The organism is Luteimonas arsenica (genome assembly GCF_004352825.1).
GTDB lineage: Bacteria > Pseudomonadota > Gammaproteobacteria > Xanthomonadales > Xanthomonadaceae > Luteimonas > Luteimonas arsenica.
Genome location: NZ_SJRW01000002.1, coordinates 491211 through 514438, shown reverse-complemented (window position 1 = coordinate 514438; position 23228 = coordinate 491211). Strand labels below are relative to the sequence as shown.

Annotated in this window: 20 protein-coding genes, 2 tRNA genes, 3 rRNA genes and 1 other RNA gene; 12 read left to right on the top strand and 14 right to left on the bottom strand. The window is 67.2% G+C overall.

Annotated elements, in window-relative coordinates:
- Positions 1-69: 69 nt before the first annotated feature.
- From E2170_RS09860 to rpiA, 7 genes are all read left to right on the top strand, one after another.
- Positions 70-2295: a putative bifunctional diguanylate cyclase/phosphodiesterase gene (locus E2170_RS09860; protein WP_165942214.1), complete on the top strand. Its 2226-nt coding sequence runs from the start codon at positions 70-72 to the stop codon at positions 2293-2295.
- A gap of 32 nt (positions 2296-2327) precedes the next feature.
- A complete protein-coding gene (locus E2170_RS09855; protein ID WP_133000486.1) occupies positions 2328-2549 on the top strand; it encodes a TIGR02449 family protein in 222 nt (73 codons plus the stop codon).
- Entirely contained in the window at positions 2546-2839 is a 294-nt protein-coding gene (locus E2170_RS09850; RefSeq protein WP_133000485.1) for a cell division protein ZapA, read from the top strand. The genes E2170_RS09855 and E2170_RS09850 overlap by 4 nt, the downstream gene beginning before the upstream one ends.
- Before the next feature lie 108 nt (positions 2840-2947).
- Positions 2948-3133, top strand: a non-coding RNA gene (gene ssrS / locus E2170_RS09845) — 6S RNA.
- A 51-nt stretch (positions 3134-3184) separates the two neighbouring features.
- The gene (locus E2170_RS09840) at positions 3185-3766 is read left to right on the top strand and encodes a 5-formyltetrahydrofolate cyclo-ligase (RefSeq protein WP_133000484.1); all 582 of its coding nucleotides are present in this window, start codon (positions 3185-3187) and stop codon (positions 3764-3766) included.
- Complete coding sequence (locus E2170_RS09835) at positions 3763-4245, top strand: EVE domain-containing protein (protein ID WP_133000483.1); 483 nt, start codon at positions 3763-3765, stop codon at positions 4243-4245. Before E2170_RS09840 ends, E2170_RS09835 begins: the two co-directional genes overlap by 4 nt.
- On the top strand, positions 4242-4889 hold the full coding sequence (gene rpiA, locus E2170_RS09830; RefSeq protein WP_133000482.1) for a ribose-5-phosphate isomerase RpiA: 648 nt from the start codon (positions 4242-4244) through the stop codon (positions 4887-4889). The genes E2170_RS09835 and rpiA overlap by 4 nt, the downstream gene beginning before the upstream one ends.
- Positions 4890-4946: 57 nt before the next feature.
- On the opposite strand, the gene E2170_RS09825 is transcribed toward rpiA, so the two are convergent.
- The 7 genes from E2170_RS09825 to E2170_RS09795 form a co-directional block, all read right to left on the bottom strand.
- Positions 4947-5489 (bottom strand): hypothetical protein, encoded by a 543-nt coding sequence (locus E2170_RS09825; protein WP_133000481.1) that lies wholly within the window; start codon positions 5487-5489, stop codon positions 4947-4949.
- On the bottom strand, positions 5476-6000 hold the full coding sequence (locus E2170_RS09820; protein ID WP_133000480.1) for a hypothetical protein: 525 nt from the start codon (positions 5998-6000) through the stop codon (positions 5476-5478). The genes E2170_RS09825 and E2170_RS09820 overlap by 14 nt, the downstream gene beginning before the upstream one ends.
- A gap of 133 nt (positions 6001-6133) precedes the next feature.
- Positions 6134-6247 (bottom strand): 5S ribosomal RNA (gene rrf, locus E2170_RS09815).
- Positions 6248-6417: 170 nt separating this feature from the next.
- A 23S ribosomal RNA gene (locus E2170_RS09810) occupies positions 6418-9295 on the bottom strand.
- A gap of 206 nt (positions 9296-9501) precedes the next feature.
- A tRNA-Ile gene (locus E2170_RS09805) sits at positions 9502-9578 on the bottom strand.
- Between the two features lie 16 nt (positions 9579-9594).
- Positions 9595-9670: transfer RNA gene (locus E2170_RS09800), tRNA-Ala, on the bottom strand.
- 96 nt (positions 9671-9766) lie between these two features.
- Positions 9767-11311, bottom strand: a 16S ribosomal RNA gene (locus E2170_RS09795).
- Together the 16S, 23S and 5S rRNA genes with 2 tRNA genes alongside form the textbook arrangement of a ribosomal RNA operon.
- Before the next feature lie 662 nt (positions 11312-11973).
- On the opposite strand from E2170_RS09795, the gene E2170_RS09790 reads away from it, so the two are divergent.
- On the top strand, positions 11974-12420 hold the full coding sequence (locus tag E2170_RS09790) for a DUF192 domain-containing protein (protein ID WP_133001161.1): 447 nt from the start codon (positions 11974-11976) through the stop codon (positions 12418-12420).
- A 68-nt stretch (positions 12421-12488) separates the two neighbouring features.
- On the opposite strand, the gene E2170_RS09785 is transcribed toward E2170_RS09790, so the two are convergent.
- On the bottom strand, positions 12489-12674 hold the full coding sequence (locus E2170_RS09785) for a rubredoxin (RefSeq protein WP_133000479.1): 186 nt from the start codon (positions 12672-12674) through the stop codon (positions 12489-12491).
- 77 nt (positions 12675-12751) lie between these two features.
- On the opposite strand from E2170_RS09785, the gene thiE reads away from it, so the two are divergent.
- From thiE to E2170_RS09770, 3 genes are read left to right on the top strand one after another with little or no spacing between them, the layout of a single operon-like run.
- Positions 12752-13411, top strand: a complete 660-nt coding sequence (gene thiE, locus E2170_RS09780) for a thiamine phosphate synthase (protein ID WP_133000478.1) — start codon at positions 12752-12754, stop codon at positions 13409-13411.
- Positions 13408-14709, top strand: a complete 1302-nt coding sequence (gene hemL / locus E2170_RS09775) for a glutamate-1-semialdehyde 2,1-aminomutase (protein WP_133000477.1) — start codon at positions 13408-13410, stop codon at positions 14707-14709. Before thiE ends, hemL begins: the two co-directional genes overlap by 4 nt.
- Positions 14693-15589: an ion transporter gene (locus tag E2170_RS09770; RefSeq protein WP_133000476.1), complete on the top strand. Its 897-nt coding sequence runs from the start codon at positions 14693-14695 to the stop codon at positions 15587-15589. Before hemL ends, E2170_RS09770 begins: the two co-directional genes overlap by 17 nt.
- An 18-nt stretch (positions 15590-15607) precedes the next feature.
- Here the strand turns inward: E2170_RS09770 and E2170_RS09765 are convergent, their stop codons facing one another.
- From E2170_RS09765 to E2170_RS09755, 3 genes are all read right to left on the bottom strand, one after another.
- On the bottom strand, positions 15608-16813 hold the full coding sequence (locus tag E2170_RS09765) for an acetylornithine transaminase (RefSeq protein ID WP_133000475.1): 1206 nt from the start codon (positions 16811-16813) through the stop codon (positions 15608-15610).
- Positions 16814-16883: 70 nt separating this feature from the next.
- Entirely contained in the window at positions 16884-17702 is an 819-nt protein-coding gene (locus tag E2170_RS09760; protein ID WP_133000474.1) for an SDR family oxidoreductase, read from the bottom strand.
- Positions 17703-17797: 95 nt separating this feature from the next.
- A complete protein-coding gene (locus E2170_RS09755) occupies positions 17798-18463 on the bottom strand; it encodes a protein kinase family protein (protein WP_133000473.1) in 666 nt (221 codons plus the stop codon).
- Positions 18464-18514: 51 nt separating this feature from the next.
- Here E2170_RS09755 and E2170_RS09750 point away from each other — a divergent pair, with 51 nt between their 5' ends.
- Positions 18515-20515, top strand: a complete 2001-nt coding sequence (locus tag E2170_RS09750) for a bifunctional DedA family/phosphatase PAP2 family protein (protein WP_243708137.1) — start codon at positions 18515-18517, stop codon at positions 20513-20515.
- On the opposite strand, the gene E2170_RS09745 is transcribed toward E2170_RS09750, so the two are convergent.
- From E2170_RS09745 to E2170_RS09735, 3 genes are all read right to left on the bottom strand, one after another.
- A complete protein-coding gene (locus tag E2170_RS09745; RefSeq protein WP_243708136.1) occupies positions 20512-21072 on the bottom strand; it encodes an LON peptidase substrate-binding domain-containing protein in 561 nt (186 codons plus the stop codon). The genes E2170_RS09750 and E2170_RS09745 overlap by 4 nt on opposite strands.
- Before the next feature lie 99 nt (positions 21073-21171).
- Positions 21172-22548, bottom strand: a complete 1377-nt coding sequence (gene mpl, locus E2170_RS09740; RefSeq protein WP_279432866.1) for a UDP-N-acetylmuramate:L-alanyl-gamma-D-glutamyl-meso-diaminopimelate ligase — start codon at positions 22546-22548, stop codon at positions 21172-21174.
- Between the two features lie 4 nt (positions 22549-22552).
- Entirely contained in the window at positions 22553-23119 is a 567-nt protein-coding gene (locus E2170_RS09735; RefSeq protein ID WP_133000470.1) for an adenylate kinase, read from the bottom strand.
- Between the last annotated feature and the right edge of the window lie 109 nt (positions 23120-23228).

Below are 23228 nucleotides of genomic sequence, written 5' to 3'. Positions count from 1 at the left end.
GCTTGTTGCCGGCCTGTCGACATGCCTACACTCCGGGGACCGCCGGGGAGGCGGACGGGGAACCACACCTTGCCAGTCGCCGCTGAAACGGGGTTGGCGATCGCCCTGGCGATCGTGCTGCTGCTGGCAGCCACATGCGTCGCGCTTCTGGCGCGCGCGCGCAGCGCGCGCGGCGGCCTCGACAGGCTGCGCCAGCGCGAGCGCGGCTTCCGACTCGCCCTGTGGGCCAGCGGCCAGCGTTACTGGGATTTCCACGTCCCCACCGGCCGCCTGCGCTATCTCGTCGCCCGCGACGACGCCATCGGCCAGCAGCACGACTTCAGCTCTGAGCCCGCCGACCCCGCGGCGGTGATCCACCCCGACGACCTGCCTGCAGTGCTCGATCGCATGCATCGCTACGTCGCCGGCGAAACGCCGGAGTTCTCATCGGAACATCGCGTACGCGCGGACAGTCCCACCACCACCCGCGGCCACTGGGTCTGGATCCGCGCCCGCGGCCGCGCGATCGAGCATGCCGCCGATGGCACGATCCTGCGCCTGGCCGGCACGTCGCTGGACATCGACCGCAGCCGCGCGGCGGAGCGCGAGAACCGCATCGCCAGCGAAGTGCTGCGCAGCATGAACGAGGCGGTGGCGGTGCTCGACAGGCACTTCCGCTTCCTCTCGGTCAACCCCGCCTTCACCCGCATGTCGGGCTACCCCGCGGCTGCCGTCGCAGGTCGCGGCGCCGAGATCCTGGACAGTATCCAGCACGAGCCCACGCGCGGGCGCGTCATGCGCGACGTGGTCGAGCGCGAGGGCCGCTGGTCGGGCGAGACGTGGCTGCGGCGCGACAACGGCGAGGAGATCCTCTGCACGGTCGAGGCTGCCACCGTGCTCGGCAGCGAGGCCCAGGGCGAGCGCATGTACGTGCTGATGGCCACCGACATCACCCTGCACAAGCGCGCCGAGGAGGAGCTGCGCTACCTCGCCAGCTTCGACTCGCTGACCAACCTGCCCAACCGCTCGCTGCTGGCCGAACGGCTTTCGCGCGCCATCGTCCGCGCGCGCCGCGAGGGGTCGAGGGTGGCGGTGCTGTTCCTCGACCTCGACCGCTTCAAGGACATCAACGATTCGCTCGGCCATGCCGCGGGCGACCGCATCCTGCGCGCGGTGGCGACCCGGCTGCAGCAGGCGGTGGGCCATGGCCAGACCGTGGCGCGCCTGGCCGGCGACGAGTTCACCGTGGTTCTCGAGGACCTGACCGGGCCGGAGGATGCCGAGCGCGTCGCACGCGAGATCATCATGGCGTTCGAGGCGCCGCTGGAACCCGACGACGGCCAGGAAGTGTCGGTGTCGCCCTCGATCGGCATCAGCCTTTACCCGGACCATGCCCAGCTGCCGACCGAACTGCTCAAGCGCGCAGACGCCGCGATGTACCAGGCCAAGGCCGCGGGGCGTCGCACCTACATGCGCTACGACGACAGCATGGAATCCGAGATCCGCCGCCGCGCGACCCTCGCCGGCGCCCTGCACAAGGCCCTGGACCGCAGCGAACTCCGCGTCGTCTACCAGCCCCGCAAGTCGCTCGAGAGTTCGCGAATCACCGGTGCCGAAGCCCTGCTGCGCTGGACGAGCCCCGAGCATGGCGAGATCGCGCCCGCGGACTTCATTCCGCTGGCGGAAGAGAACGGCATGATCCTGGAGATCGGCGAATGGGTGCTGCGCGAAGCCTGCCTGGCGCTGCAGCGGTGGCGCCAGCACGGCCTGTCGGATCTGACCGTATCGGTGAACATGTCGGTGCTGCAGCTCCTGCGCGGCGACTTCGCCGAAGTCGTGCGCCGGGTCCTGGACGACACCTGCGTGCCGCCGTCCGCACTCGAGCTGGAGCTGACCGAAAGCGTGCTGATGGCCAACGCGGCGCAGACCGCGATCAAGCTGCAGGCCTTCCGCGAACTCGGCGTGTCGCTGGCGATCGACGACTTCGGGACCGGCTACTCCTCGCTGGCCTACCTCAAGCGCCTGCCGATCACCACGATCAAGATCGACCAGACCTTCATCGCCGACCTCGGGCACGACCCCGAAGGCGCCTCGATCACGACCACGGTGATCGCCATGGCGCACGGCCTGGGCCTGATGGTCGTCGCCGAAGGCGTGGAGACCGAGGCGCAGGCGCGGTTCCTCGCCCAGCACCGCTGCGACGAGATCCAGGGCTACTGGGTGTCACCGCCGCTGGACGCCGTGGCGTGCATGGCCCTGATCCGCAATCGCCAACCGCCGGGCAGCCAGGCGCCGCTCGCCGCCGGCGCGCCTTGACCGCCCCCCTCCGCCTGCCTATCGTGCCGGGAATGGACACCCAAGACGTGCTGGCCCAGCTGCAGCGGCTCTCCGAACGCTTCGACGAGCTGGCCGTGCGCACGCGCAGGCTGGCCGACGAGAACCGCAGCCTGCGGCAGCAGCACGAGCAGGTCTCCGGCGAACGCTCCCAGTTGCTGGCCAAGAACGAGCAGGCGCGCAGCCGGGTCGAGGCGATGATCGCGCGGCTGAAGTCGCTGGAGCAGCACACATGAGCGAGACCGAGGCCGTCAGCATCCGCGTGCTCGACCGCGAATACACGGTCGGCGTGGGCAGCGGCGAGGTCGATGGCCTGATGGCTGCCGCCCGGCTGCTGGATACGCGCATGCGCGAGGTCCGCGGCGCCAACCGCATGGCCGCGATCGACCGCGTCGCCGTGCTGGCCGCCCTCAACCTCGCGCACGAACTCGAGCAGGTGAAGAGCGCGGGCGAACAGCGCGACCGCGAACTGGCACGCACCCTGTCCTCGCTGCAGGCCAAGCTCGACGCCCTGCTCGATGCCTGAACGCGCGCGCTGCGCCCGCGCGGCCATACCCGGGGCGGTCTTGCGCAAGGTGAACAACTGCCGACGGATGGCCGCGGTGCGTGTCGGCGGCGGGGTATACTGCATGCGCGTCCTCTGCCGTGACCGACGGCGCGCACAAACATTCGCCTTGTCCCTTAATGACGACCACGGGGACGCGACGGAAGCCTGGCGCGCATGTCCGCCCACGAGCGGAAAGCCCGAAGGCCGCCAAGCGTTCCCACTTGAACCCCGGGTTCAAGGTCGTTTGGCTCGCATCGACATGGCGGAGGACGTATTCCTTCTTCCCGCTGGCCGCCAGGCCGCTTGCCCCGTCGCGATGGCGGCATGAGCGGACGGCGCGCCACCCTTCGCCGCCTGATGCGCGAGCGCCGCCGCGAGATGCCGCCGCCCGCCCGCATTGGCGCGGCCGATGGCCTGGCCGGGCAGCTGCTCGCCCTGCCCCTGCCGCCTGGCGCACGGGTTGCCGGCTACTGGGCCGCCGACGGAGAGATCGCGCTGCATGCCTGGCAACTCCGGTTGCCACGCGAAACCACCTACTGCCTCCCGGTACTGCACGGGGACGGCCGCCTGCGCTTCGCACCCTGGCGTCCGGGTGAGGCCGTGGCTCCGAACCGTTTCGGCATTCCCGAACCGGTGGTCGAAACGGGCGAGCTGCTGGATCCGGAAGCACTGGATCTCGTGGTCGTGCCCCTGGTCGGCTTCGATGTGCGCTGCCACCGCCTGGGCATGGGCGGCGGCTGGTACGATCGCAGCTTCGCGTTCCGCCACCTGCAGCCGGCACCTCCCAGGCTGGTCGGTGCCGCGTTCGCATTCCAGCAGGTCGACGACGAGCTACCCAGCGAAGACTGGGACGTCCAGCTCGACGCCATCTGCACCGACCAATCCACCCTGTTCCGACCCGCATGAGCACTGGCAAGCGCAAGCGATACTGGCTGATGAAGTCCGAGCCCGAGGACTTCTCGATCGAAGACCTCGAGCGCGTCGGCACCGAACCCTGGACCGGCGTGCGCAACTACCAGGCGCGCAACTTCATGCGCGACGGCATGCAGGTCGGCGATGGCATCCTGTTCTACCACTCCAACTGCGAGGTGCCCGGGATCTACGGCATCGCCGAGGTGGCCAGCGCCGCCTATCCGGACCCCACCCAGTTCGAGCGCAAGTCGAAATACTTCGATGCCAAGGCGACGCTCGAAGAGCCTCGCTGGATGCTGGTCGACGTGGGTTTCGTGCGCAGGTTCGGCGCGCCGGTCACGCTGGCAGCCATCCGCGACCGGGCCGACGCGCTGGGGGAGGAATTCGCCCTGATCCGCAAGGGCACCCGCCTGTCCGTGCTGCCGGTGACCGCCGCGCAGTGGAAGATCCTGCTGGCCATGGAGCCGAAATGAGCGAAGCAAAGCGCCTGGCCGGCGAACAGGCCATTGACTACGTCGAGGACGGGATGATCGTCGGCGTGGGGACCGGTTCCACCGTGGCGTACTTCATCGACGCGCTGGCGGGGATCCGCGACCGCATCGCCGGCGCGGTGTCCAGCTCCGAGCAGAGCACCGAGCGCCTTCGCGGGCACGGCATCGAGGTGCTCGACCTCAACGCCTGCGGCCCGATTCCGCTCTACGTCGACGGCGCCGACGAATGCGACCCGGGCAAGCGCCTGATCAAGGGCGGCGGCGCCGCACTCACGCGCGAGAAGATCATCGCCGAGGCCGCGGCGAAGTTTGTCTGCATCGTTGATCCGTCGAAGGAAGTGCCGGTGCTCGGCCGCTTCCCGCTGCCGGTGGAGGTGATCCCGATGGCGCGCAGCCTGGTCGGCCGCGAGATCGTGGCCATGACCGGCGGCCAGCCGGTGTGGCGGCAGGGCACGGTGACCGACAACGGCAACTGGGTTCTGGACATCCACGGCCTGTCGATCACCGACCCGGTGGCGCTGGAGCAGGCCCTGAACCAGGTGCCCGGCGTGGTCAGCGTCGGCCTGTTCGCGCGCCGGCCCGCCGACGTGGTGATCGTCGGCGGAACGCCTCCGGTAGTGCGCTGAGCCAGTCGGCTGCCGCGACCTGGCCCGCGATCCGGGCCAGGAGCACACGGTGTCTGCTCAGGAGCCGATATTTTCGTCGTAGGTAACGGCCAGGTAATGGATGGCCGTACCCGGAGAGAGCCTACACTGCAGCGCCGGGCGGAAAATATGCTCCGGATAGCCAGCGATCTCGACCGGCTGCCAGGTCATGGCCACGCCGCGCTGCCCCGAGTACACGTCCGCGGACTTTGTGCGATAGATGACCTCGCCCTGCTCATGCCCCTCGACAAAGGTACAGGTCACGCGGCCGGAACGCTGGCCGGTCGCGCCCGCCTCGACCAGGACCTTCATCGCACCACGGCCGCCCGGGCGTGGATCCCCTCGCAGCGCGCAGGAAACGAATACGGTGCTGGTGCCCTTGTTCACCAGGCTCAACGGACGGAAATCCACGCCTTCGGCGTAGGCGAAAGTCGCCGGCTGGCAGATCGACGAAGCACCCTGGAAGTCATAGCGAACCACTTCAGCCGCGAACGTTGCACCGGAAGCGGCGGAAAGCACCAGTGCGGACAGCAGCGCGGTCACGCTCGCGGGCAGACGCCCGCCGGCCTCAGGCGCCGACATTTTCGTTGTACTCGCGACGAGTGTGCTGCAGCGAGGTCTGCGAGGGCAGCAGACAACTCAGAGAGGGGCGATCAATGCCCGACGGCTTGGCGTTGGAAACCTCGCCCGGCACCCAGGCCAGTTCGGCATAGCCACCGGCCGGGACGCTGACCGTCTTGGGGACGTAAACCGCGAACTCGAGCCCGCCGGTCTGGTGGCCATTGACCAGGGTACAGGTCACGCTGCGGGCGGCACTGCCGGCGTTGCCGACCACGATCGACAGCCGCTTGGAGCCTCGTTCGCTGCTGCTGCGATCGTCGCCCTGCCAGTTGCAACTCGCGTACATGTTCCCGGTCCCCTCGTTCACCAGCGCGAGCGGGCGATAGCGCGTGCTCTGGGAGAAGGCGAACGTGGATGCCTTGCACATGCCGGTCGCGCCCTGCACGTCGACGCGCGGCAATTCTGCCGCACCGGCGGCTGGCAGCAGGAGCAGGCAGACTGCGGAAATCAGGAGGCTGGCGGTACAGCGCATGGACGTCACCGGTATGGGGGAGGTCGCACACGTTAGCCGAAGCGGCCAACGGCGGCAAGGTGAGCCGGACGGGCTCCGATGATCGCGCAAAGAAAAACCCCGCAGCCGTGGCTGCGGGGTTTTGGGGTAAAGACCCTGGCGATGACCTACTCTCGCATGCTGGATGCACACTACCATCGGCGCGTTCACGTTTCACTTCCGAGTTCGGAATGGGATCGGGTGGTTCCATGAAGCTATTGTCACCAGGGAGAGGGTGGAGGGTCGCGGGCCGTTGCCGGCTTGACGCGCACACGCTCTCGTTGGTTTGCCTCCGAACGGAACTGGATACAGTTCCGCCTTCGGCGAATAAGTCAGGGACGTAGCGAACTTTGTGCCGAACATCGACGCGTCGTCGAGTCCAAGGCCACTTGAGGTTATATGGTCAAGCCACACGGATCATTAGTACTGGTTAGCTCAACACCTTGCAGTGCTTACACACCCAGCCTATCAACCACCTGGTCTTGATGGTTCCTTCAGGGGGCTTGTGCCCCGGGAGATCTCATCTTGAGGCGCGCTTCCCGCTTAGATGCTTTCAGCGGTTATCGCTTCCGAACGTAGCTACCCGGCAATGCCACTGGCGTGACAACCGGAACACCAGAGGTTCGTCCACTCCGGTCCTCTCGTACTAGGAGCAGCCCCTCTCAAATCTCCAACGCCCATGGCAGATAGGGACCGAACTGTCTCACGACGTTCTGAACCCAGCTCGCGTACCACTTTAAATGGCGAACAGCCATACCCTTGGGACCGACTACAGCCCCAGGATGTGATGAGCCGACATCGAGGTGCCAAACACCGCCGTCGATATGAACTCTTGGGCGGTATCAGCCTGTTATCCCCGGAGTACCTTTTATCCGTTGAGCGATGGCCCTTCCATACAGAACCACCGGATCACTAAGTCCTACTTTCGTACCTGCTTGATCCGTCGATCTTGCAGTCAAGCACGCTTATGCCTTTGCACACAGTGCGCGATGTCCGACCGCGCTGAGCGTACCTTCGAGCTCCTCCGTTACTCTTTGGGAGGAGACCGCCCCAGTCAAACTACCCACCATACACGGTCCCCGATCCGGATAACGGACCTAGGTTAGAACGTCAAGCACGACAGGGTGGTATTTCAAGGATGGCTCCACTGCAGCTAGCGCCACAGTTTCACAGCCTCCCACCTATCCTACACAGACGAACTCAACGTTCAGTGTAAAGCTATAGTAAAGGTTCACGGGGTCTTTCCGTCTTGCCACGGGAACGCTGCATCTTCACAGCGATTTCAATTTCACTGAGTCTCGGGTGGAGACAGTGCCGCCATCGTTACGCCATTCGTGCAGGTCGGAACTTACCCGACAAGGAATTTCGCTACCTTAGGACCGTTATAGTTACGGCCGCCGTTTACCGGGGCTTCGATCAAGAGCTTCGCCTTGCGGCTGACCCCATCAATTAACCTTCCGGCACCGGGCAGGCGTCAGACCCTATACGTCCACTTTCGTGTTTGCAGAGTCCTGTGTTTTTGATAAACAGTCGCAGCGGCCTGGTATCTGCGGCCCCCCTCAGCTCAGCCACGCACGTGGCCACCAAAGGGGGCGTACCTTCTCCCGAAGTTACGGTACCATTTTGCCTAGTTCCTTCACCCGAGTTCTCTCAAGCGCCTGAGAATTCTCATCCTACCCACCTGTGTCGGTTTACGGTACGGTCTGCACAAGCTGAAGCTTAGGAGCTTTTCCTGGAAGCGTGGTATCAGTCACTTCGCTCTAATGAGCTCGTCTCGGTGCTCGGAATAAAGGATCCCGGATTTGCCAAAGATCCATTCCTACCGCCTTTCCCCAGGACAACCAACGCCTGGTAGACCTAACCTTCTCCGTCCCTCCATCGCACTTGTGCGAGGTGCTGGAATATTAACCAGCTTCCCATCGACTACGCATTTCTGCCTCGCCTTAGGGGCCGACTCACCCTGCGTCGATTAACGTTGCGCAAGGAAACCTTGGGCTTTCGGCGTGCGGGCTTTTCACCCGCATTATCGTTACTCATGTCAGCATTCGCACTTCCGATACCTCCAGCAGACTTCTCAATCCACCTTCGCAGGCTTACGGAACGCTCCTCTACCGCGCATACAAAGTATGCACCCCAAGCTTCGGTTCCATGCTTAGCCCCGTTAAATCTTCCCCGCAGACCGACTCGACCAGTGAGCTATTACGCTTTCTTTAAAGGATGGCTGCTTCTAAGCCAACCTCCTGGCTGTCTGTGCCTTTCCACATGGTTTTCCACTCAGCATGGAATTTGGGACCTTAGCTGTGGGTCTGGGTTGTTTCCCTTTTCACGACGAACGTTAGCACCCGCCGTGTGTCTCCCGCATAGTCTGTCCTGGTATTCGGAGTTTGCCATGGTTTGGTAAGTCGCAATGACCCCCTAGCCATAACAGTGCTCTACCCCCAGGAAGATTCGTGCGAGGCGCTACCTAAATAGCTTTCGAGGAGAACCAGCTATCTCCGGGTTCGATTAGCTTTTCACTCCTAATCACACCTCATCCCCTACCTTTGCAACGGGAGTGGGTTCGGGCCTCCAGTACCTGTTACGGTACCTTCACCCTGGGCATGACTAGATCACCCGGTTTCGGGTCTACTGCCCGCGACTATGCGCCCTTATCAGACTCGGTTTCCCTTCGCCTCCCCTATACGGTTAAGCTCGCCACGAACAGTAAGTCGCTGACCCATTATACAAAAGGTACGCAGTCACCCCGAAGGGCTCCTACTGCTTGTACGCACACGGTTTCAGGTTCTATTTCACTCCCCTCTCCGGGGTTCTTTTCGCCTTTCCCTCACGGTACTGGTTCACTATCGGTCGGTCAGGAGTATTTAGCCTTGGAGGATGGTCCCCCCATGTTCAGACAGGGTTTCTCGTGCCCCGCCCTACTCACTTTTCATCATTCCGGCCCTTTCGCATACAGGGCTGTCACCTTCTATGGCCAGTCTTTCCAGACTGCTTTGCTAGAACCGGAACAACTTTTGGGCTGCTCCCCGTTCGCTCGTCGCTACTGGGGGAATCTCGGTTGATTTCTTTTCCTACGGTTACTTAGATATTTCAGTTCACCGCGTTCGCCTTGCATGGCTATGTATTCACCATGCAATACCTCTTGCGAGGTGGGTTTCCCCATTCGGACATTGCCGGATCAAAGCTTGTTGCCAGCTCCCCGACACTTTTCGCAGGCTACCACGTCCTTCATCGCCTCTGACCGCCAAGGCATCCACCGTGTGCGCTTATTCGCTTGACCATATAACCCCAAGTCGCCTCGGGGTCGTCGCGCGAATATCAACGACAACTTCAAATGTAGGGCCTCTAGGGCCCCGCCTTAGCCTCAACGACACGTTTGGATATTCGTCTCAAACGCTCGCTACGTCCCTGGTTTTCAAAGAACACGGATCGGCCACAGTGCCAATCCGCTTCAAAATCTTTATGTGTGCGCAGAAACATCCAGGGTGGTGGGTCTGGGAGGACTCGAACCACCGGCCTCACCCTTATCAGGGGTGCGCTCTAACCACCTGAGCTACAGACCCAATGTCTTCCCCAGCGTGGTGGAGCCAGTCGGGATCGAACCGACGACCCCCTGCTTGCAAAGCAGGTGCTCTCCCAGCTGAGCTATGGCCCCGTATAAAGGGGTCGGTTCCCGGCTTTCGCCGTGGAACTCCTGGATGCAGGTCACTTGTGCGGACGCCTGACAGGCAATTAGCTGTCTTTAGTCTCTAAAGGAGGTGATCCAGCCGCACCTTCCGATACGGCTACCTTGTTACGACTTCACCCCAGTCATCGGCCACACCGTGGCAAGCGCCCTCCCGAAGGTTAAGCTACCTGCTTCTGGTGCAACAGACTCCCATGGTGTGACGGGCGGTGTGTACAAGGCCCGGGAACGTATTCACCGCAGCAATGCTGATCTGCGATTACTAGCGATTCCGACTTCACGGAGTCGAGTTGCAGACTCCGATCCGGACTGAGAGAAGGTTTCTGGGATTGGCTTGCCCTCGCGGGTTCGCAGCCCTCTGTCCTTCCCATTGTAGTACGTGTGTAGCCCTGGCCGTAAGGGCCATGATGACTTGACGTCATCCCCACCTTCCTCCGGTTTGTCACCGGCGGTCTCCTTAGAGTTCCCACCATTACGTGCTGGCAACTAAGGACAAGGGTTGCGCTCGTTGCGGGACTTAACCCAACATCTCACGACACGAGCTGACGACAGCCATGCAGCACCTGTGTCACGGTTCCCGAAGGCACCAATCCATCTCTGGAAAGTTCCGTGCATGTCAAGGCCAGGTAAGGTTCTTCGCGTTGCATCGAATTAAACCACATACTCCACCGCTTGTGCGGGCCCCCGTCAATTCCTTTGAGTTTCAGTCTTGCGACCGTACTCCCCAGGCGGCGAACTTAACGCGTTAGCTTCGATACTGAGTTCCTAGTTGAACCCAACATCCAGTTCGCATCGTTTAGGGCGTGGACTACCAGGGTATCTAATCCTGTTTGCTCCCCACGCTTTCGTGCCTCAGTGTCAGTGCTGGTCCAGATGGCCGCCTTCGCCACGGATGTTCCTCCTGATCTCTACGCATTTCACTGCTACACCAGGAATTCCGCCATCCTCTACCGCACTCTAGCCTGCCAGTATCCAATGCAATTCCCAGGTTGAGCCCAGGGCTTTCACATCAGACTTAACAAACCACCTACGCACGCTTTACGCCCAGTAATTCCGAGTAACGCTTGCACCCTTCGTATTACCGCGGCTGCTGGCACGAAGTTAGCCGGTGCTTATTCTTTGGGTACCGTCAGAACAACCGGGTATTAACCGATTGCTTTTCTTTCCCAACAAAAGAGCTTTACAACCCGAGGGCCTTCTTCACTCACGCGGCATGGCTGGATCAGGCTTGCGCCCATTGTCCAATATTCCCCACTGCTGCCTCCCGTAGGAGTCTGGGCCGTGTCTCAGTCCCAGTGTGGCTGATCATCCTCTCAGACCAGCTACGGATCGTCGCCTTGGTGGGCCATTACCCCTCCAACTAGCTAATCCGACATCGGCTCATCCAATCGCGCAAGGCCCGAAGGTCCCCTGCTTTCACCCGTAGGTCGTATGCGGTATTAGTCCCGGTTTCCCGAGGTTATCCCCCACGACTGGGCAGATTCCGATGTATTCCTCACCCGTCCGCCACTCGCCACCCGGAGAGCAAGCTCTCCTGTGCTGCCGTTCGACTTGCATGTGTTAGGCCTGCCGCCAGCGTTCACTCTGAGCCAGGATCAAACTCTTCACTTAAAATTGCTGGACCGAAGTCCAAACTTTTGAGTGCAGTCGTCGTCCAGCCCAAATTACTCACTGCATTTGCATGCTTTGAATCGACTTGGTTCTGTTCGAACGTCTGCAAGATGGACAACCATCCACTTGCCAGACGCCCGCACAAGTCACCTGCGCACACTGTCAAAGATCCGGGGAGAGGCCTCAGCGCCTTCTCCGCGACCCCCGTCGTTTCCTCCGGGGTGAGCCGCCCATTATAGCGCGGCTTTTGCTTCCGTCAACACCCTGTCGGGCATTTTCTTCAGCGTCCCTGGACTTCGTGGCCAGAGGCCGTTCCGTCCAGGGGAGCCGCACATGATAGCGCGGCTTTTGCTTCCGTCAACACCCTGTGAGGGGTTGATTTCAGCCTCCCTTGTCTTGGCGGCCCGGAGGCCGTTTCCGTCAGGGGAGCCGCACATATTAGCGCGGTTTCGGAGAACGTCAACACCCTGTGAAGCGGCTTTTTCGTTCTCCCCCGCCTCGTCGTTGCCGGTCGTGCCGGCCGCTCCGTGGCGGGGCGCGCATTGTGCAGCGCCTCGAGGACTTTGGGAAGGGGGCAATGGGAATTTTTCCTGCTTGACCGCGAAGCCGCGCTCCAAGACTGTTGTCCTACATCTCCCGACCCGCAGGAAAACCACATGCGCATGCCGCTCGTCGCACTCCTACTCTGCTGCACCAGCGTGCTGGCAACCGCATGCGCAAGCGACGGGCGGTGGGTCGAGCTGGCGGGCGAACGCTACCTGGTGGAAGTCGCCGACGATGATGCGGAGCGTGCGCGCGGCCTGATGTTCCGCGACTCGCTCGCCGAAGGCCACGGCATGCTGTTCATCCACGACCGCGAGGAACGCCAGGCCTACTGGATGAAGAACACGCGGATCCCGCTCGACATCCTCTACTTCGATGCCTCGCTGCAGCTGGTGACCCAGCAGCGCAGCGTGCCGCCGTGTTCGGCGGGGGATCGCTGCCCGCCCTACCCCAGCCGTGCGCCCGCGCTCTACGTGCTGGAGCTGAATGCGGGCGAAGCGCGGCGACTGGACCTCAAGGACGGCGCGGTGCTGGAACTGGGGCCCGACATCGCCCCGGGGCGCTGAGGCGCCGCGCGCCGGACATCCACCCGGCCGGACATGAAAAGGGCCGCCCCGGGGCGGCCCTTGCCGTTTCAGACGACCATCATCTCGAAGTCGTCCTTGGTCACGCCGCAATCCGGGCAGGTCCAGGTCTCGGGAACGTCCTCCCAGCGGGTGCCGGGCGCGATGCCCTCTTCCGGCAGGCCCAGGGCCTCGTCATAGATGAAGCCGCAGACGACGCACATCCAGGTGCGAAAGGCGGGGGCGGAGTCGTTCATCGGATAATGCGCTGGCGGCTGCGTGCACGACGCGGGCCGCCATTGTCACACCCCGCCCGCACACAGGAAACCACGCGATGCACGACGCCGGATCCGCATACGCGCAGCCCGCGCCCCTCGGACGCGGGCTTTACCTGCTCACGCCGGACGAGAACGACACCGCGCGCCTGCTGGAGCGGACGAAGCCGGTGATCGGCTTCGCGCGCCTGCTGCAGTACCGCAACAAGCAGGCCGATCCCGCGCTCGCGAGGAAGCAGATGGACGTCCTGCTGCCGCTGTGCCGCGAACACGGCGTGCCGCTGCTGGCCAACGACGACTGGCGCCTCGCCCAGGCGAGCGGCGCGCAGGGCGCGCACCTGGGCGAAGACGACGGCGGACTCGAGACGGCGCGGCAGGCGCTCGGCCCTGGCGCGATCATCGGCGCATCCTGCTATGACAGCCTCGACCACGCCGCGGCCGCGGCGGCCGCCGGCGCGAGCTACCTCGCCTTCGGCGCATGCTTTCCTTCGCCGACCAAGCCCCGGGCGCGGCGCGCGACGCCGGCGCTGCTGCGCGAGGCAAAGCGCTTCGGCCTGCCCGTGGTGGCGATCGGCGGCATCACTCCGGACAATGCCCGCATCGTGGTCGACGCCGGCGCCGACCTGGTCGCGGTGATCAGCGGCGTGTTCGACGCGCCCGATCCCGCAGCGGCCGCGCAAGCCTATCTCCACGCCTTCACAGGAACCCAAGCGCAATGAAGCACGACAAGTCACAGGCCCTGTTCTCGCGCGCGACGCAGCTGCTGCCCGGCGGCGTCAATTCGCCGGTGCGCGCGTTCAAGTCGGTGGGCGGCGATCCCTTCTTCGTCGAGCGCGCCGACGGCGCATACCTGCACGACGTCGACGGCAACCGCTACATCGACTACGTGGGCTCGTGGGGGCCGATGATCGTCGGCCACAACCATCCGGCCGTGCGCGAGGCGGTGGCGCAGGCGATCGGCAGCGGCCTGTCCTTCGGCGCGCCCTGTCCGGCCGAAGTGACGATGGCCGAAACCATCACCCGCCTGGTCCCGACCTGCGAGATGGTGCGCATGGTCAACTCCGGCACCGAGGCCACGCTGTCGGCGATCCGGCTCGCGCGCGGCGCGACCGGGCGCCAGCGCATCGTCAAGTTCGAGGGTTGCTACCACGGCCACGGCGACTCTTTCCTGGTGAAGGCGGGTAGCGGCATGCTCACGCTCGGCGTGCCGACCTCGCCCGGCGTTCCCGCGGGACTGAGCGAGCTGACCTCGACCCTCAGCTACAACGATTTCAAGGGCGCGAGCCAGCTGTTCGACGAGGTCGGCGCCGAGGTCGCGGCGGTGATCATCGAGCCGGTGGTCGGCAACGCCAACTGCCTGCCGCCGCGCGAGGGCTACCTGCAGCACCTGCGCGAACTGTGCACGAAGCACGGCGCGCTGCTGATCTTCGACGAGGTGATGACCGGGTTCCGCGTGGCGCTGGGCGGAGCGCAGGCGCGCTACGGGGTCACGCCCGACCTGACCACCTTCGGCAAGATCATCGGCGGCGGCATGCCGGTGGGCGCCTATGGCGGCCGCCGCGAATTGATGGAGCAGATCGCGCCCGCGGGCCCGATTTACCAGGCCGGCACGCTCAGCGGCAATCCGGTGGCGATGGCGGCGGGCCTGGCGATGCTGGAGCTGATCCAGGCCCCGGGCTTCCACGACCGGCTCGAAGCGACCGCGAACACGCTGTGCGACGGTCTCGAGGACGCCGCGCGCGCGGCCGGCGTGCCGCTGACCACCAACCGCGTCGGCGCGATGTTCGGGCTGTTCTTCACCGATGCGAAGGTCGACACCTACGCCGGTGCGACCGCGTGCGACATCGGCGCCTTCAACCGCTTCTTCCACGCCATGCTGGAGCGCGGCGTGTTCCTGGCGCCGTCCGCGTACGAGGCGGGCTTCATCTCCAGCGCCCACGACGACGCGGTGGTGGAAGCGACGCTGGAAGCCGCGCGCGGCGCGTTCAGGGCAGTCGCCGATGCAGCCGCCCGCTGACGGAGAACGGCCGGCCGAAGCCGGGCCGAGCCCGTTCGAGCGCGATTTCCTGCCGGCGTCGGAGCAGGGCGCGCGCCACCTCTGGTACCGGCGGATCTTCCACCACGACGCGCCCGACGAGCGCAACTTCGACCTCGTCCTGATCCTGGTCATCCTCGCCAGCGTCGTGGTGGTGATGCTCGACAGCGTGCCCGCGGTCAAGGCGCGCTGGCATGCCTGGCTGTACGCCCTGGAATGGCTGTTCACGCTGGCCTTCGCCTTCGAGTACGCCGTTCGCCTGTGGGTGGTGAAGCGGCCGCTGCGCTACGCGACCAGCTTCTTCGGCGTGATCGACCTGCTGGCGATCCTGCCCACCTTCCTGTCACTGCTGTTTCCCGCCAGCGCTTCGTTCGCCGTGATCCGCGCGTTGCGCCTGCTGCGCGTGTTCCGGGTGCTGAAGCTGGTCGAGTACTCCAGCGAGGCCGGCGTCCTGATCCAGGCGCTGCTGCGCAGCCGGCGCAAGATCTTCGTGTTCATCGCCACGCTGCTGACCATCGTGGTGATCTTCGGTGCGCTGATGTACGTGGTCGAAGGCCCGGAGCACGGCTTCACCAGCATCCCCACCGGCATGTACTGGGCGATCGTGACCGTGGGTACCGTGGGCTTCGGCGACGTCGCCCCGGCCACCGGCCTTGGCCGCTTCATCACCTCGGTGCTGATCGTCATCGGCTACAGCATCATCGCGGTGCCGACGGGCATCTACACCGCCGAGCTCGCGCGCTCCCTGCAGCCGCGGCGGCGGCGGGTCCGCTGCACCGAATGCGGGCTGCCCGACCACGAGGCCGACGCCTGGCACTGCCGCAAGTGCGGCCGGGCGCTGGCGCCCGAAGACGCCGACTGAGCGGCGCCGGCGGGATGCTCAGCGCAGGGCGGCCTCGAGCCGCTCGAGGCCTTCGGCCACGTCCGCATCGGTGATGGTCAGCGCGGGCACGAAACGCAGCACGTCCGGGCCCGCCTGCAGAAGCAGCAGGCCCTGCGCCGCGGCGCGGTCGAGGATCTCCGCCGCGCGGCCGGCATGCTCAGGCCTCAGCACCGCGCCCAGCATCAGCCCGCGGCCGCGCACCTCCTGGAACAGTCCGTGCCTGGCGTCGATGGCCGACAGGCCCTCGCGCAGCGCGACCGCCTGCCGCGAGACGTTGTCCACGACCGCAGGCGACGCGATCTTGCGCAGCGCCACGCGCGCCACGGCCGCCGCCAGCGGATTGCCGCCAAAAGTGGTGCCATGGTCGCCGAACTGCATGGCCGCGGCGGCCTTCGCGCCCACCAGCATCGCGCCGATGGGGAATCCACCGCCCAGCGCCTTGGCCAGGGTGACGATGTCCGGCACCACGCCGTCGTGCCAATGCGCGAACAGCTTGCCGGTGCGGCCCATGCCGCTCTGGATCTCGTCGAGCACCAGCAGCGCGCCGTGGCGGTCGCACAGCGCGCGCACGGCCTGCAGGAAGCCGGGCGCCGCCGGCAGCACGCCGCCCTCGCCCTGCACAGGCTCGAGCATGACCGCGGCGACGTCGCCACCGGCCATCGCGGCCTCCAGCGCGGCGACGTCGTTGAAGTCCACGTAGCGGAAGCCGCCGGGCAGCGGCTCGTAGCCGGCCTGGTACTTCGGCTGCGCGGTGGCGGTGACCGCCGCCAGCGTCCGGCCATGGAAGCTGCCGCGGAAGGTGACGATGGTGCGGCGCACTGGCTCCCGGCCCTGCGCCGCCGCCCACTTGCGCACGAGCTTGATGGCGGCCTCGTTGGCCTCGGCGCCGGAGTTGCAGAAGAACACGCGCTCGGCGAAGCGCGAGGCCTGCACCAGTTCCTGCGCCAGGCGCAGCGGCGGCTCGCTGTGGAAGACGTTGCTGGTGTGCCAGAGCCGGCCGGCCTGCTCGACCAGCGCGGCCACCAGATCGGGATCGGCATGCCCCAGGTTGCAGACCGCGATGCCGGCAGAGAAGTCGACGTACTCGCGCCCCTCGCTGTCCCACAGTCGCGCACCCTGGCCGCGCTCGAGCACCAGCTCGCGCTGGCGGTAGACCGGCAGGTAATGGTCGCGGCCGAGGGCCAGCAGGTCGTTCAGGGACATGGGAGCGGTGCGTGCGGATGGGCCGGGCATTGTCTCACCCGGCCCGCGGGTGCCGGGCCGCGCGCCGCCCTCAGTCGAGGAACAGGTCGGGGAACAGCGGCTTCGAGGAGTCCACGGCATATCCGGACAGATCGGTGACGCCGGCTTCGGCCAGCACCTCGTCGTCGATCAGGAAGCGGCCGCTGAAACCCTTGGCCTCGCGCACCAGCACGGCATGCGCGGCGTCGGCCATGATCTCGGGCCGGCGGCCGTTGCCGGGCTCCACGCCCGGAATCATGTTCAGCGCATCGGTACCGATGATGGTGCGCGGCCACAGCGCGTTCACCGCCACGCCCTTCGGCCCGAACTCGGCGGCCAGGCCCAGGGTCACGAAGCTCATGCCCATCTTGGCCAGGGTGTAGCCGGTGTGCGGCCCCCACCACTTCGGGTCCAGCGAGGGCGGCGGCGCAAGGGTCAGGATGTGCGGATTGGCCGCCTCGAGCAGGTGTGGCAGGCAGGCCTGGGCGCAGAGGAAGCTGCCGCGGGCATTGACCTGCTGCATCAGGTCGAAGCGCTTCATCGGCGTGTCCAGCGCGCCGCGCAGCCAGATCGCGCTGGCGTTGTTGACCAGGATGTCGATGCCGCCGAAGGCATCGACGGTGGCCGCGACCGCGGCGCGCACCTGGTCCTCCTCGCGGATGTCGCACTTCAGCGCCAGGCCCTGGCCGCCGGCCTCGGTCACTGCGCGCGCGGCGGTATGGATGGTGCCCGGCAGCTTCGGGTTGGCCACGTCCGACTTGGCGGCGATGGCGACGTTGGCGCCGTCGCGCGCGGCTCGCAGGGCGATGGCGAGGCCGATGCCGCGCGAGGCACCGGTGATGAAGAGGGTCTTGCCGGCAAGGCTGGTCATGGCGGGCGATCGCTGTGGGAGCGGCTATAGCCGCGATGCAGGGATGATAGGGCAGGCCATCGCGGCTATAGCCGCGCCCACAGCAGAACCCCGGTTCAAGGCTTCGGGCCCTGCCCCTCGTTGTCCTCCCACTTCAGGATCCGGCGGGTAACGAAGCGGTACACCGGCTTGCCGGTGGCGAACCAGGCCTCGCGCAGCCAGGAGGTGCGCTTCAGCACCCGGCGCTCGACCGGGGTTATCGCACCGGGGCAATAGGTGCGCTTGTGCTTGAGCAGGTGGCGCAGGTCCTCGCGCGCCAGCAGGCGCATCCAGCGCGAGCGCGGCCGGCCGCGCACGGCAAGCTGGAAGTCGATGATCGCCGGGCGGCCGTCGTCGAGCACCAGCCAGTTGGCCTCCTTGGCCAGGTCGTTGTGGGCCACGCCGCGGCGGTGCAGCTGCTGCAGCAGGCGCCGCGCGCGACGGAAGTACGCCAGCTCCCCGCGCGGCGGGCGCTGGTACATCGCGTCGCCGGCCATGTAGCTGCGATCGAGCACGCGCCCGTCCCAGGCCAGCAGCTGCGGCACGTCGGCCATGCCGGCCACCGCCTGCAGGCCGCGGGCCTCGCGTCGCGCCAGCCACCACGCCGGCAGGCGCAGCCACCAGGGCACGTGGCGCAGGTCGCGGCGGACGAACGGCGTGCCGTCAGCGGCGCGCATCAGCGCGATGCGGCCGAAGCTGTCCGCCTTCAGCGCCGCGACCTCGACTGAACCCGAATGATCCATCCCGGCATTGTAGGCGGCGCAAGGCGGCCAGCCGCTGCCATAATTCCCCCGGTGAGTGCCTGGTTCGACAGCCTCGTTGCCTGGATCGGCGCCCATCCCGTGGCCGCCGGCGTGGTCATATTCCTGATCGCGTTCTGCGATGCGGTGATCATTCTTGGCGCCATCGTGCCCGCGCTGCCGATGCTGTTCGCGATCGGCGTGCTGATCGGGCTGGGCGAGATCTCCGGTCCCTACGCCATCGCCTGCGCCGCGGCCGGCGCCCTCCTCGGCGACGCCAGCAGCTACTGGATCGGCCACCGCTGGGGCCCGCAGCTGCGCGCCACCTGGCCCTTCAGCAAGTACCCGCAGCTGCTCGATCGCGCGGAAGTCCTCTTCCGCCGCAACGAGATCAAAGGCATCTTCATTGCCCGCTACGTCGGCCCGGTGCGCCCCTTCGTGCCCGCGATCGCCGGCATGGCGCGGATGCCGCTGCGCCGCTACGTGCCGACCAGCGTGGTCGCGGCGATCAGCTGGGCGGTGCTGTTCCTGGCCCCGGGCTGGCTGTTCGGCGAGGCCTACGAGGCCGTGGCCGCGGTCGCCGACCGCCTGGCGCTGGTGGTCGGCGCGCTGCTGGCGGCCATCGCCCTGGCCTGGGCGGTGGTGCTCTACAGCTACCGCTGGTTCGCCAGCCACGCCGACGCCCTGCTCGCCCGCGCCCTGCGCTGGACCCGCGACCATCCGCGCCTGGGCCGCTACGCCGCCGCCCTGATCTCGCCCAACCGCCCCGAGTCGGCCTCGCTGATCCTGCTGGCGGCCTGCCTGCTCGCGATCGGCATCGCCTGGTTCACCCTGCTGGCGACCATGCTCGCCCGCGGCGAGCCGCTGGCGCTGGACCTGCGCATCCACGACGCGATGTACGCCCTGCGCAACCCGCTGGCCGACCGGCTGATGGCGGCGCTGGCCTCGATCGGCGACCCGGTGGTGCTGGCCCTGCCGGTGGCGCTGTCGACCCTGTGGCTGCTGTGGCGCCGTCGCTGGATGGCCGCCGCGCACTGGCTGGCGGCGCTGGCCTTCGGTCTGGTGCTGACCGCGGCGCTGGAAGCGGCGATCGACATGCCGCGACCGCCGACCGCGCTCAGCGGCTTCGGCTTCCCCTCGGTGGGCCTGACCATGACCACGATCACCTTCGGCTTCTTCGCCGTGCTGATCGCGCGCGAGCTGCCGGGGCGGCAGCGGGTCTGGCCCTACCTGGTCTCGGGCGCGGTGGTCGCGGTGCTGGGCTTCGCGCGGCTGTACCTCGGCGCGCACTGGCTGACCGACCTGGTCGGCGGGATGCTGCTGGGCATCGCCTGGCTGCTGGCCCTGGGCATCGCCTACCGCCGCCACGTGGCGCGCTCGTTCTGGATGCGGCCGCTGGCGCTGCTGTTCTACGGCGCCTTCCTGGCGGCGGCGGCATGGCACGCGCCGCGCGCCGTGGATCCGCTGCTGGAACGCTTCGCACCGCTGCCGCCGCCGGCCAACATCGACCTCGCCACCTGGTGGCAGGACGGCTGGGCGGAGCTGCCCTGGCAGCGCAACGAGGCCGATGCCAGCCACCGCTGGCCGCTGGACGTGCAGGTGGCCGGCCCGCTGGCACCGCTGGAATCGCAGCTCGCCGCCCGCGGCTGGATCACCCAGCCGCAGGCCGACTGGCGCGACACCCTGCTGCTGCTCGACGACGACACACCGGCGCTGGAGCAGAAGGTGCTGCCGGCCACGCTCGGCGCCAGCGCCGAGGCACTGCTGATGCGGCGCGAGCTCGACGACGGCCGGATCCTGGTGCTGCGCCTGTGGCGGGCGCCGCGGCAGCCGCGCGACGGCACGCCGCTGTGGATCGGCACGGTGCAGACCCTGACGCACCTGCGGCCCTTCGACTTCTTCGGCCTGTGGTCGCCCGACGCCGACACCGATGGCGCCTACGCCCGGCTGCGCGAGGACCTGGAAGGCCTGGAGCAGCGCGAAGACCCGCATCCGGCCTCGGGCGAACCGGTGCTGCGCCTGCAGTTGCCGCGGGTGCCGGTCAGCGCGCCCTAGCCGATCAGGGCCAACAGGCCATCCAGCCTGGCGTGCGGATCGTCGATCGCCAGCAGCTCCATCCGCCGCTCCTCCGCCATCGGCAGCATCTCGAGCAGGCGCCAGCCGACCCAGGCGGCATCGTCGAGCTCGCCCTCGTCGCCCGGCGGCTTGCCGACCTGGTCGAAGATCCGCTCCAGCAGGGTGCCCAGCAGCGCGTGCTGCGGACGCAGGCGGGTCGGCACCGGCGCGTCCGCGCGCCACTCGACCTCGGCCTCGACCAGGCCGTTGTCGCGTACCCGGGTGCGGGCGACGCGGAAGCGCCGCGCGCCGCGCACGCGCAGGGTGAGCAGGCCGTCGTCGCCGGTGCCGAAGTCCTCGATCACCGCCTCGGTGCCGAACCCGGCCGGCACCGCGGGCGCGCCGACCTCGGGGCCTTCGGCGATCAGGCAGATGCCGAAGCCGCCGCCGCTGCGCCCGCACTCGCCGACCATGTCCAGGTAGCGCGGCTCGAACACGCGCAGGCCGAGCACCGCGCCGGGCACCAGCACGGCCGGCAGCGGGAACAGAGGGAGCATCGTGGTCTCGGCCATCGGGCCGCAGTCTACGCGCCCGCTGGCTCAGCGCCGCGTCGACGCCCCCGGCACGAGGCGCGGTGCGCAGCGCACGGCCGCCCGTCAGGCGTCGCGCAGCATCGCCAGGAAGCGCCGCGGCGCGCCGTCGAAGCCGCCGTTGGACATGAACACCACGTGGTCGCCTTCGCGCGCGATCGCTCGCAGGCTGGCCAGCAGCGCGTCCGCATCCGGCACCGCCACGCCCTGGCCGCCGAGCGCGCCGACCACCGCGCCCGCGTCCCATTCGAGCTCCGGCCGGTGCAGGAACACCACCGCGTCGGCCAGCGCCAGCGAAGGCGCCAGCGCCGCCGCGTGCGCGCCCAGGCGCATCGAGTTGCTGCGCGGCTCCATCGCGACCACGACCCGGCCGGCCGTGCCGACCTTCGCGCGCAGGCCTTCGAGCGTGGTGGCGATCGCCGTGGGATGGTGCGCGAAGTCGTCGTAGACGCTGATCCCCCCGGCTTCACCCAGCAGTTCCATGCGCCGCTTCACGCTGCGGAAGCCCGCCAGCGCCGGCAACACCGTGGCCACGTCGACGCCGACCGCATCGCAGGCGGCCAGCGCGCCGAGCGCGTTCATCACGTTGTGGCGGCCGAGCAGCGGCCAGCGCACCTCGCCCACTGCCACGCCATCCTTCAGCACTTCGAAGGCGCTGCCGTCGTCGGCCAGCAGCCGCGCGCGCCAGTCCAGCGGCGCGCCCTGGCCGGGGTCGATGCCGAAGCGGTCCACCGGCGTCCAGCAGCCCATGGCCAGCACCTCGGCCAGGTGCGGGTCCTCGCCGTTGACCACCAGCCGGCCGCGGCCGGGCACCGTGCGCACGAAGTGGTGGAACTGGCGCTGGATCGCGGCCAGGTCCGGGAAGATGTCGGCGTGGTCGAATTCGAGGTTGTTGAGCACCGCGACCCGCGGCCGGTAGTGCACGAACTTCGAGCGCTTGTCGAAGAAGGCGGTGTCGTATTCGTCGGCTTCGACCACGAATTCGCGGCCGCCGCCGATGCGCGCGGACACGCCGAAGTCCTCGGCCACGCCGCCGATCAGGAAGCCGGGCTCGCGCCCCGCAGCCTGCAGCAGCCAGGCCAGGATCGTGGTCGTGGTCGTCTTGCCGTGCGTCCCCGCCACCGCGATCGTGTCGCGGCCGGGCAGTACGTTGTCGCGCAGCCACTCGGCGCCCGAGGTGTAGGCCGGGCCGTGGTCGAGGACATGTTCCACCGCGGCGTTACCGCGCGAGAGCGCGTTGCCGATGACCACCTGGTCGCAGCCGGGCGAGATGTGCGCCGGGTCGTAGCCCTGGCGCAGGCCGATGCCCAGCCGTTCCAGCTGGGTCGACATCGGCGGATACACGGCCTGGTCGCTGCCCTCGACCTTGTGGCCAAGCTCGCGCGCCAGCGCGGCGACGCCGCCCATGAAGGTGCCGGCGATGCCGAGGATGTGCAGCTTCAAGGCGTCAGGACCGTCCGAGCGCCGCCAGGATGCGGGCAAAGACCTCGTCCAGGCTGCCGACGCCGTCGACCACGCCCAGCTTGCCGGCGTCGCGGTAGAAGCCGATCACCGGCGCGGTCTGCTCGTCGTAGACCTGCAGGCGCTTGCGCACCGATTCCGGATTGTCGTCGGCGCGGCCCTCGGCCTGGGCGCGACCGGCCAGGCGCTCGATCAGCAGTTCGTTGTCGACCTCGAGCTGGACCGCGGCGTCCATGGGCTGACCGATGCGCTCGAGCAGGGCATCGAGCGCGGCGGCCTGGGCCAGGTTGCGCGGGTAGCCGTCGAGGATGAAACCATCGGCCATGTCCTCGCGCGAGAAGCGGTCTTCCAGCATGCCCAGCAGGATCTCGTCGGAAACGAGCTCGCCACGGGCCATGACTTCCTTCGCCTGCAGGCCCAGCGGGCTGCCGGCCTTCACTTCGGCGCGCAGCAGGTCGCCGGTGGACACGTGCGGCACCTGCAGGTGCTCCTTCAGGCGGGTGGCCTGGGTTCCCTTGCCCGAACCGGGCGCACCAAGCAGTACCAGTCGCATCGAACGCTCCATATCTGATCGCAGGGCGTGGACCCGGCGGGGCGTAGAATCCACCACCTGCGGCCTTCACCGCGCCAGCTTACCGTAATCCACCCCCCGTCCCGAAGCC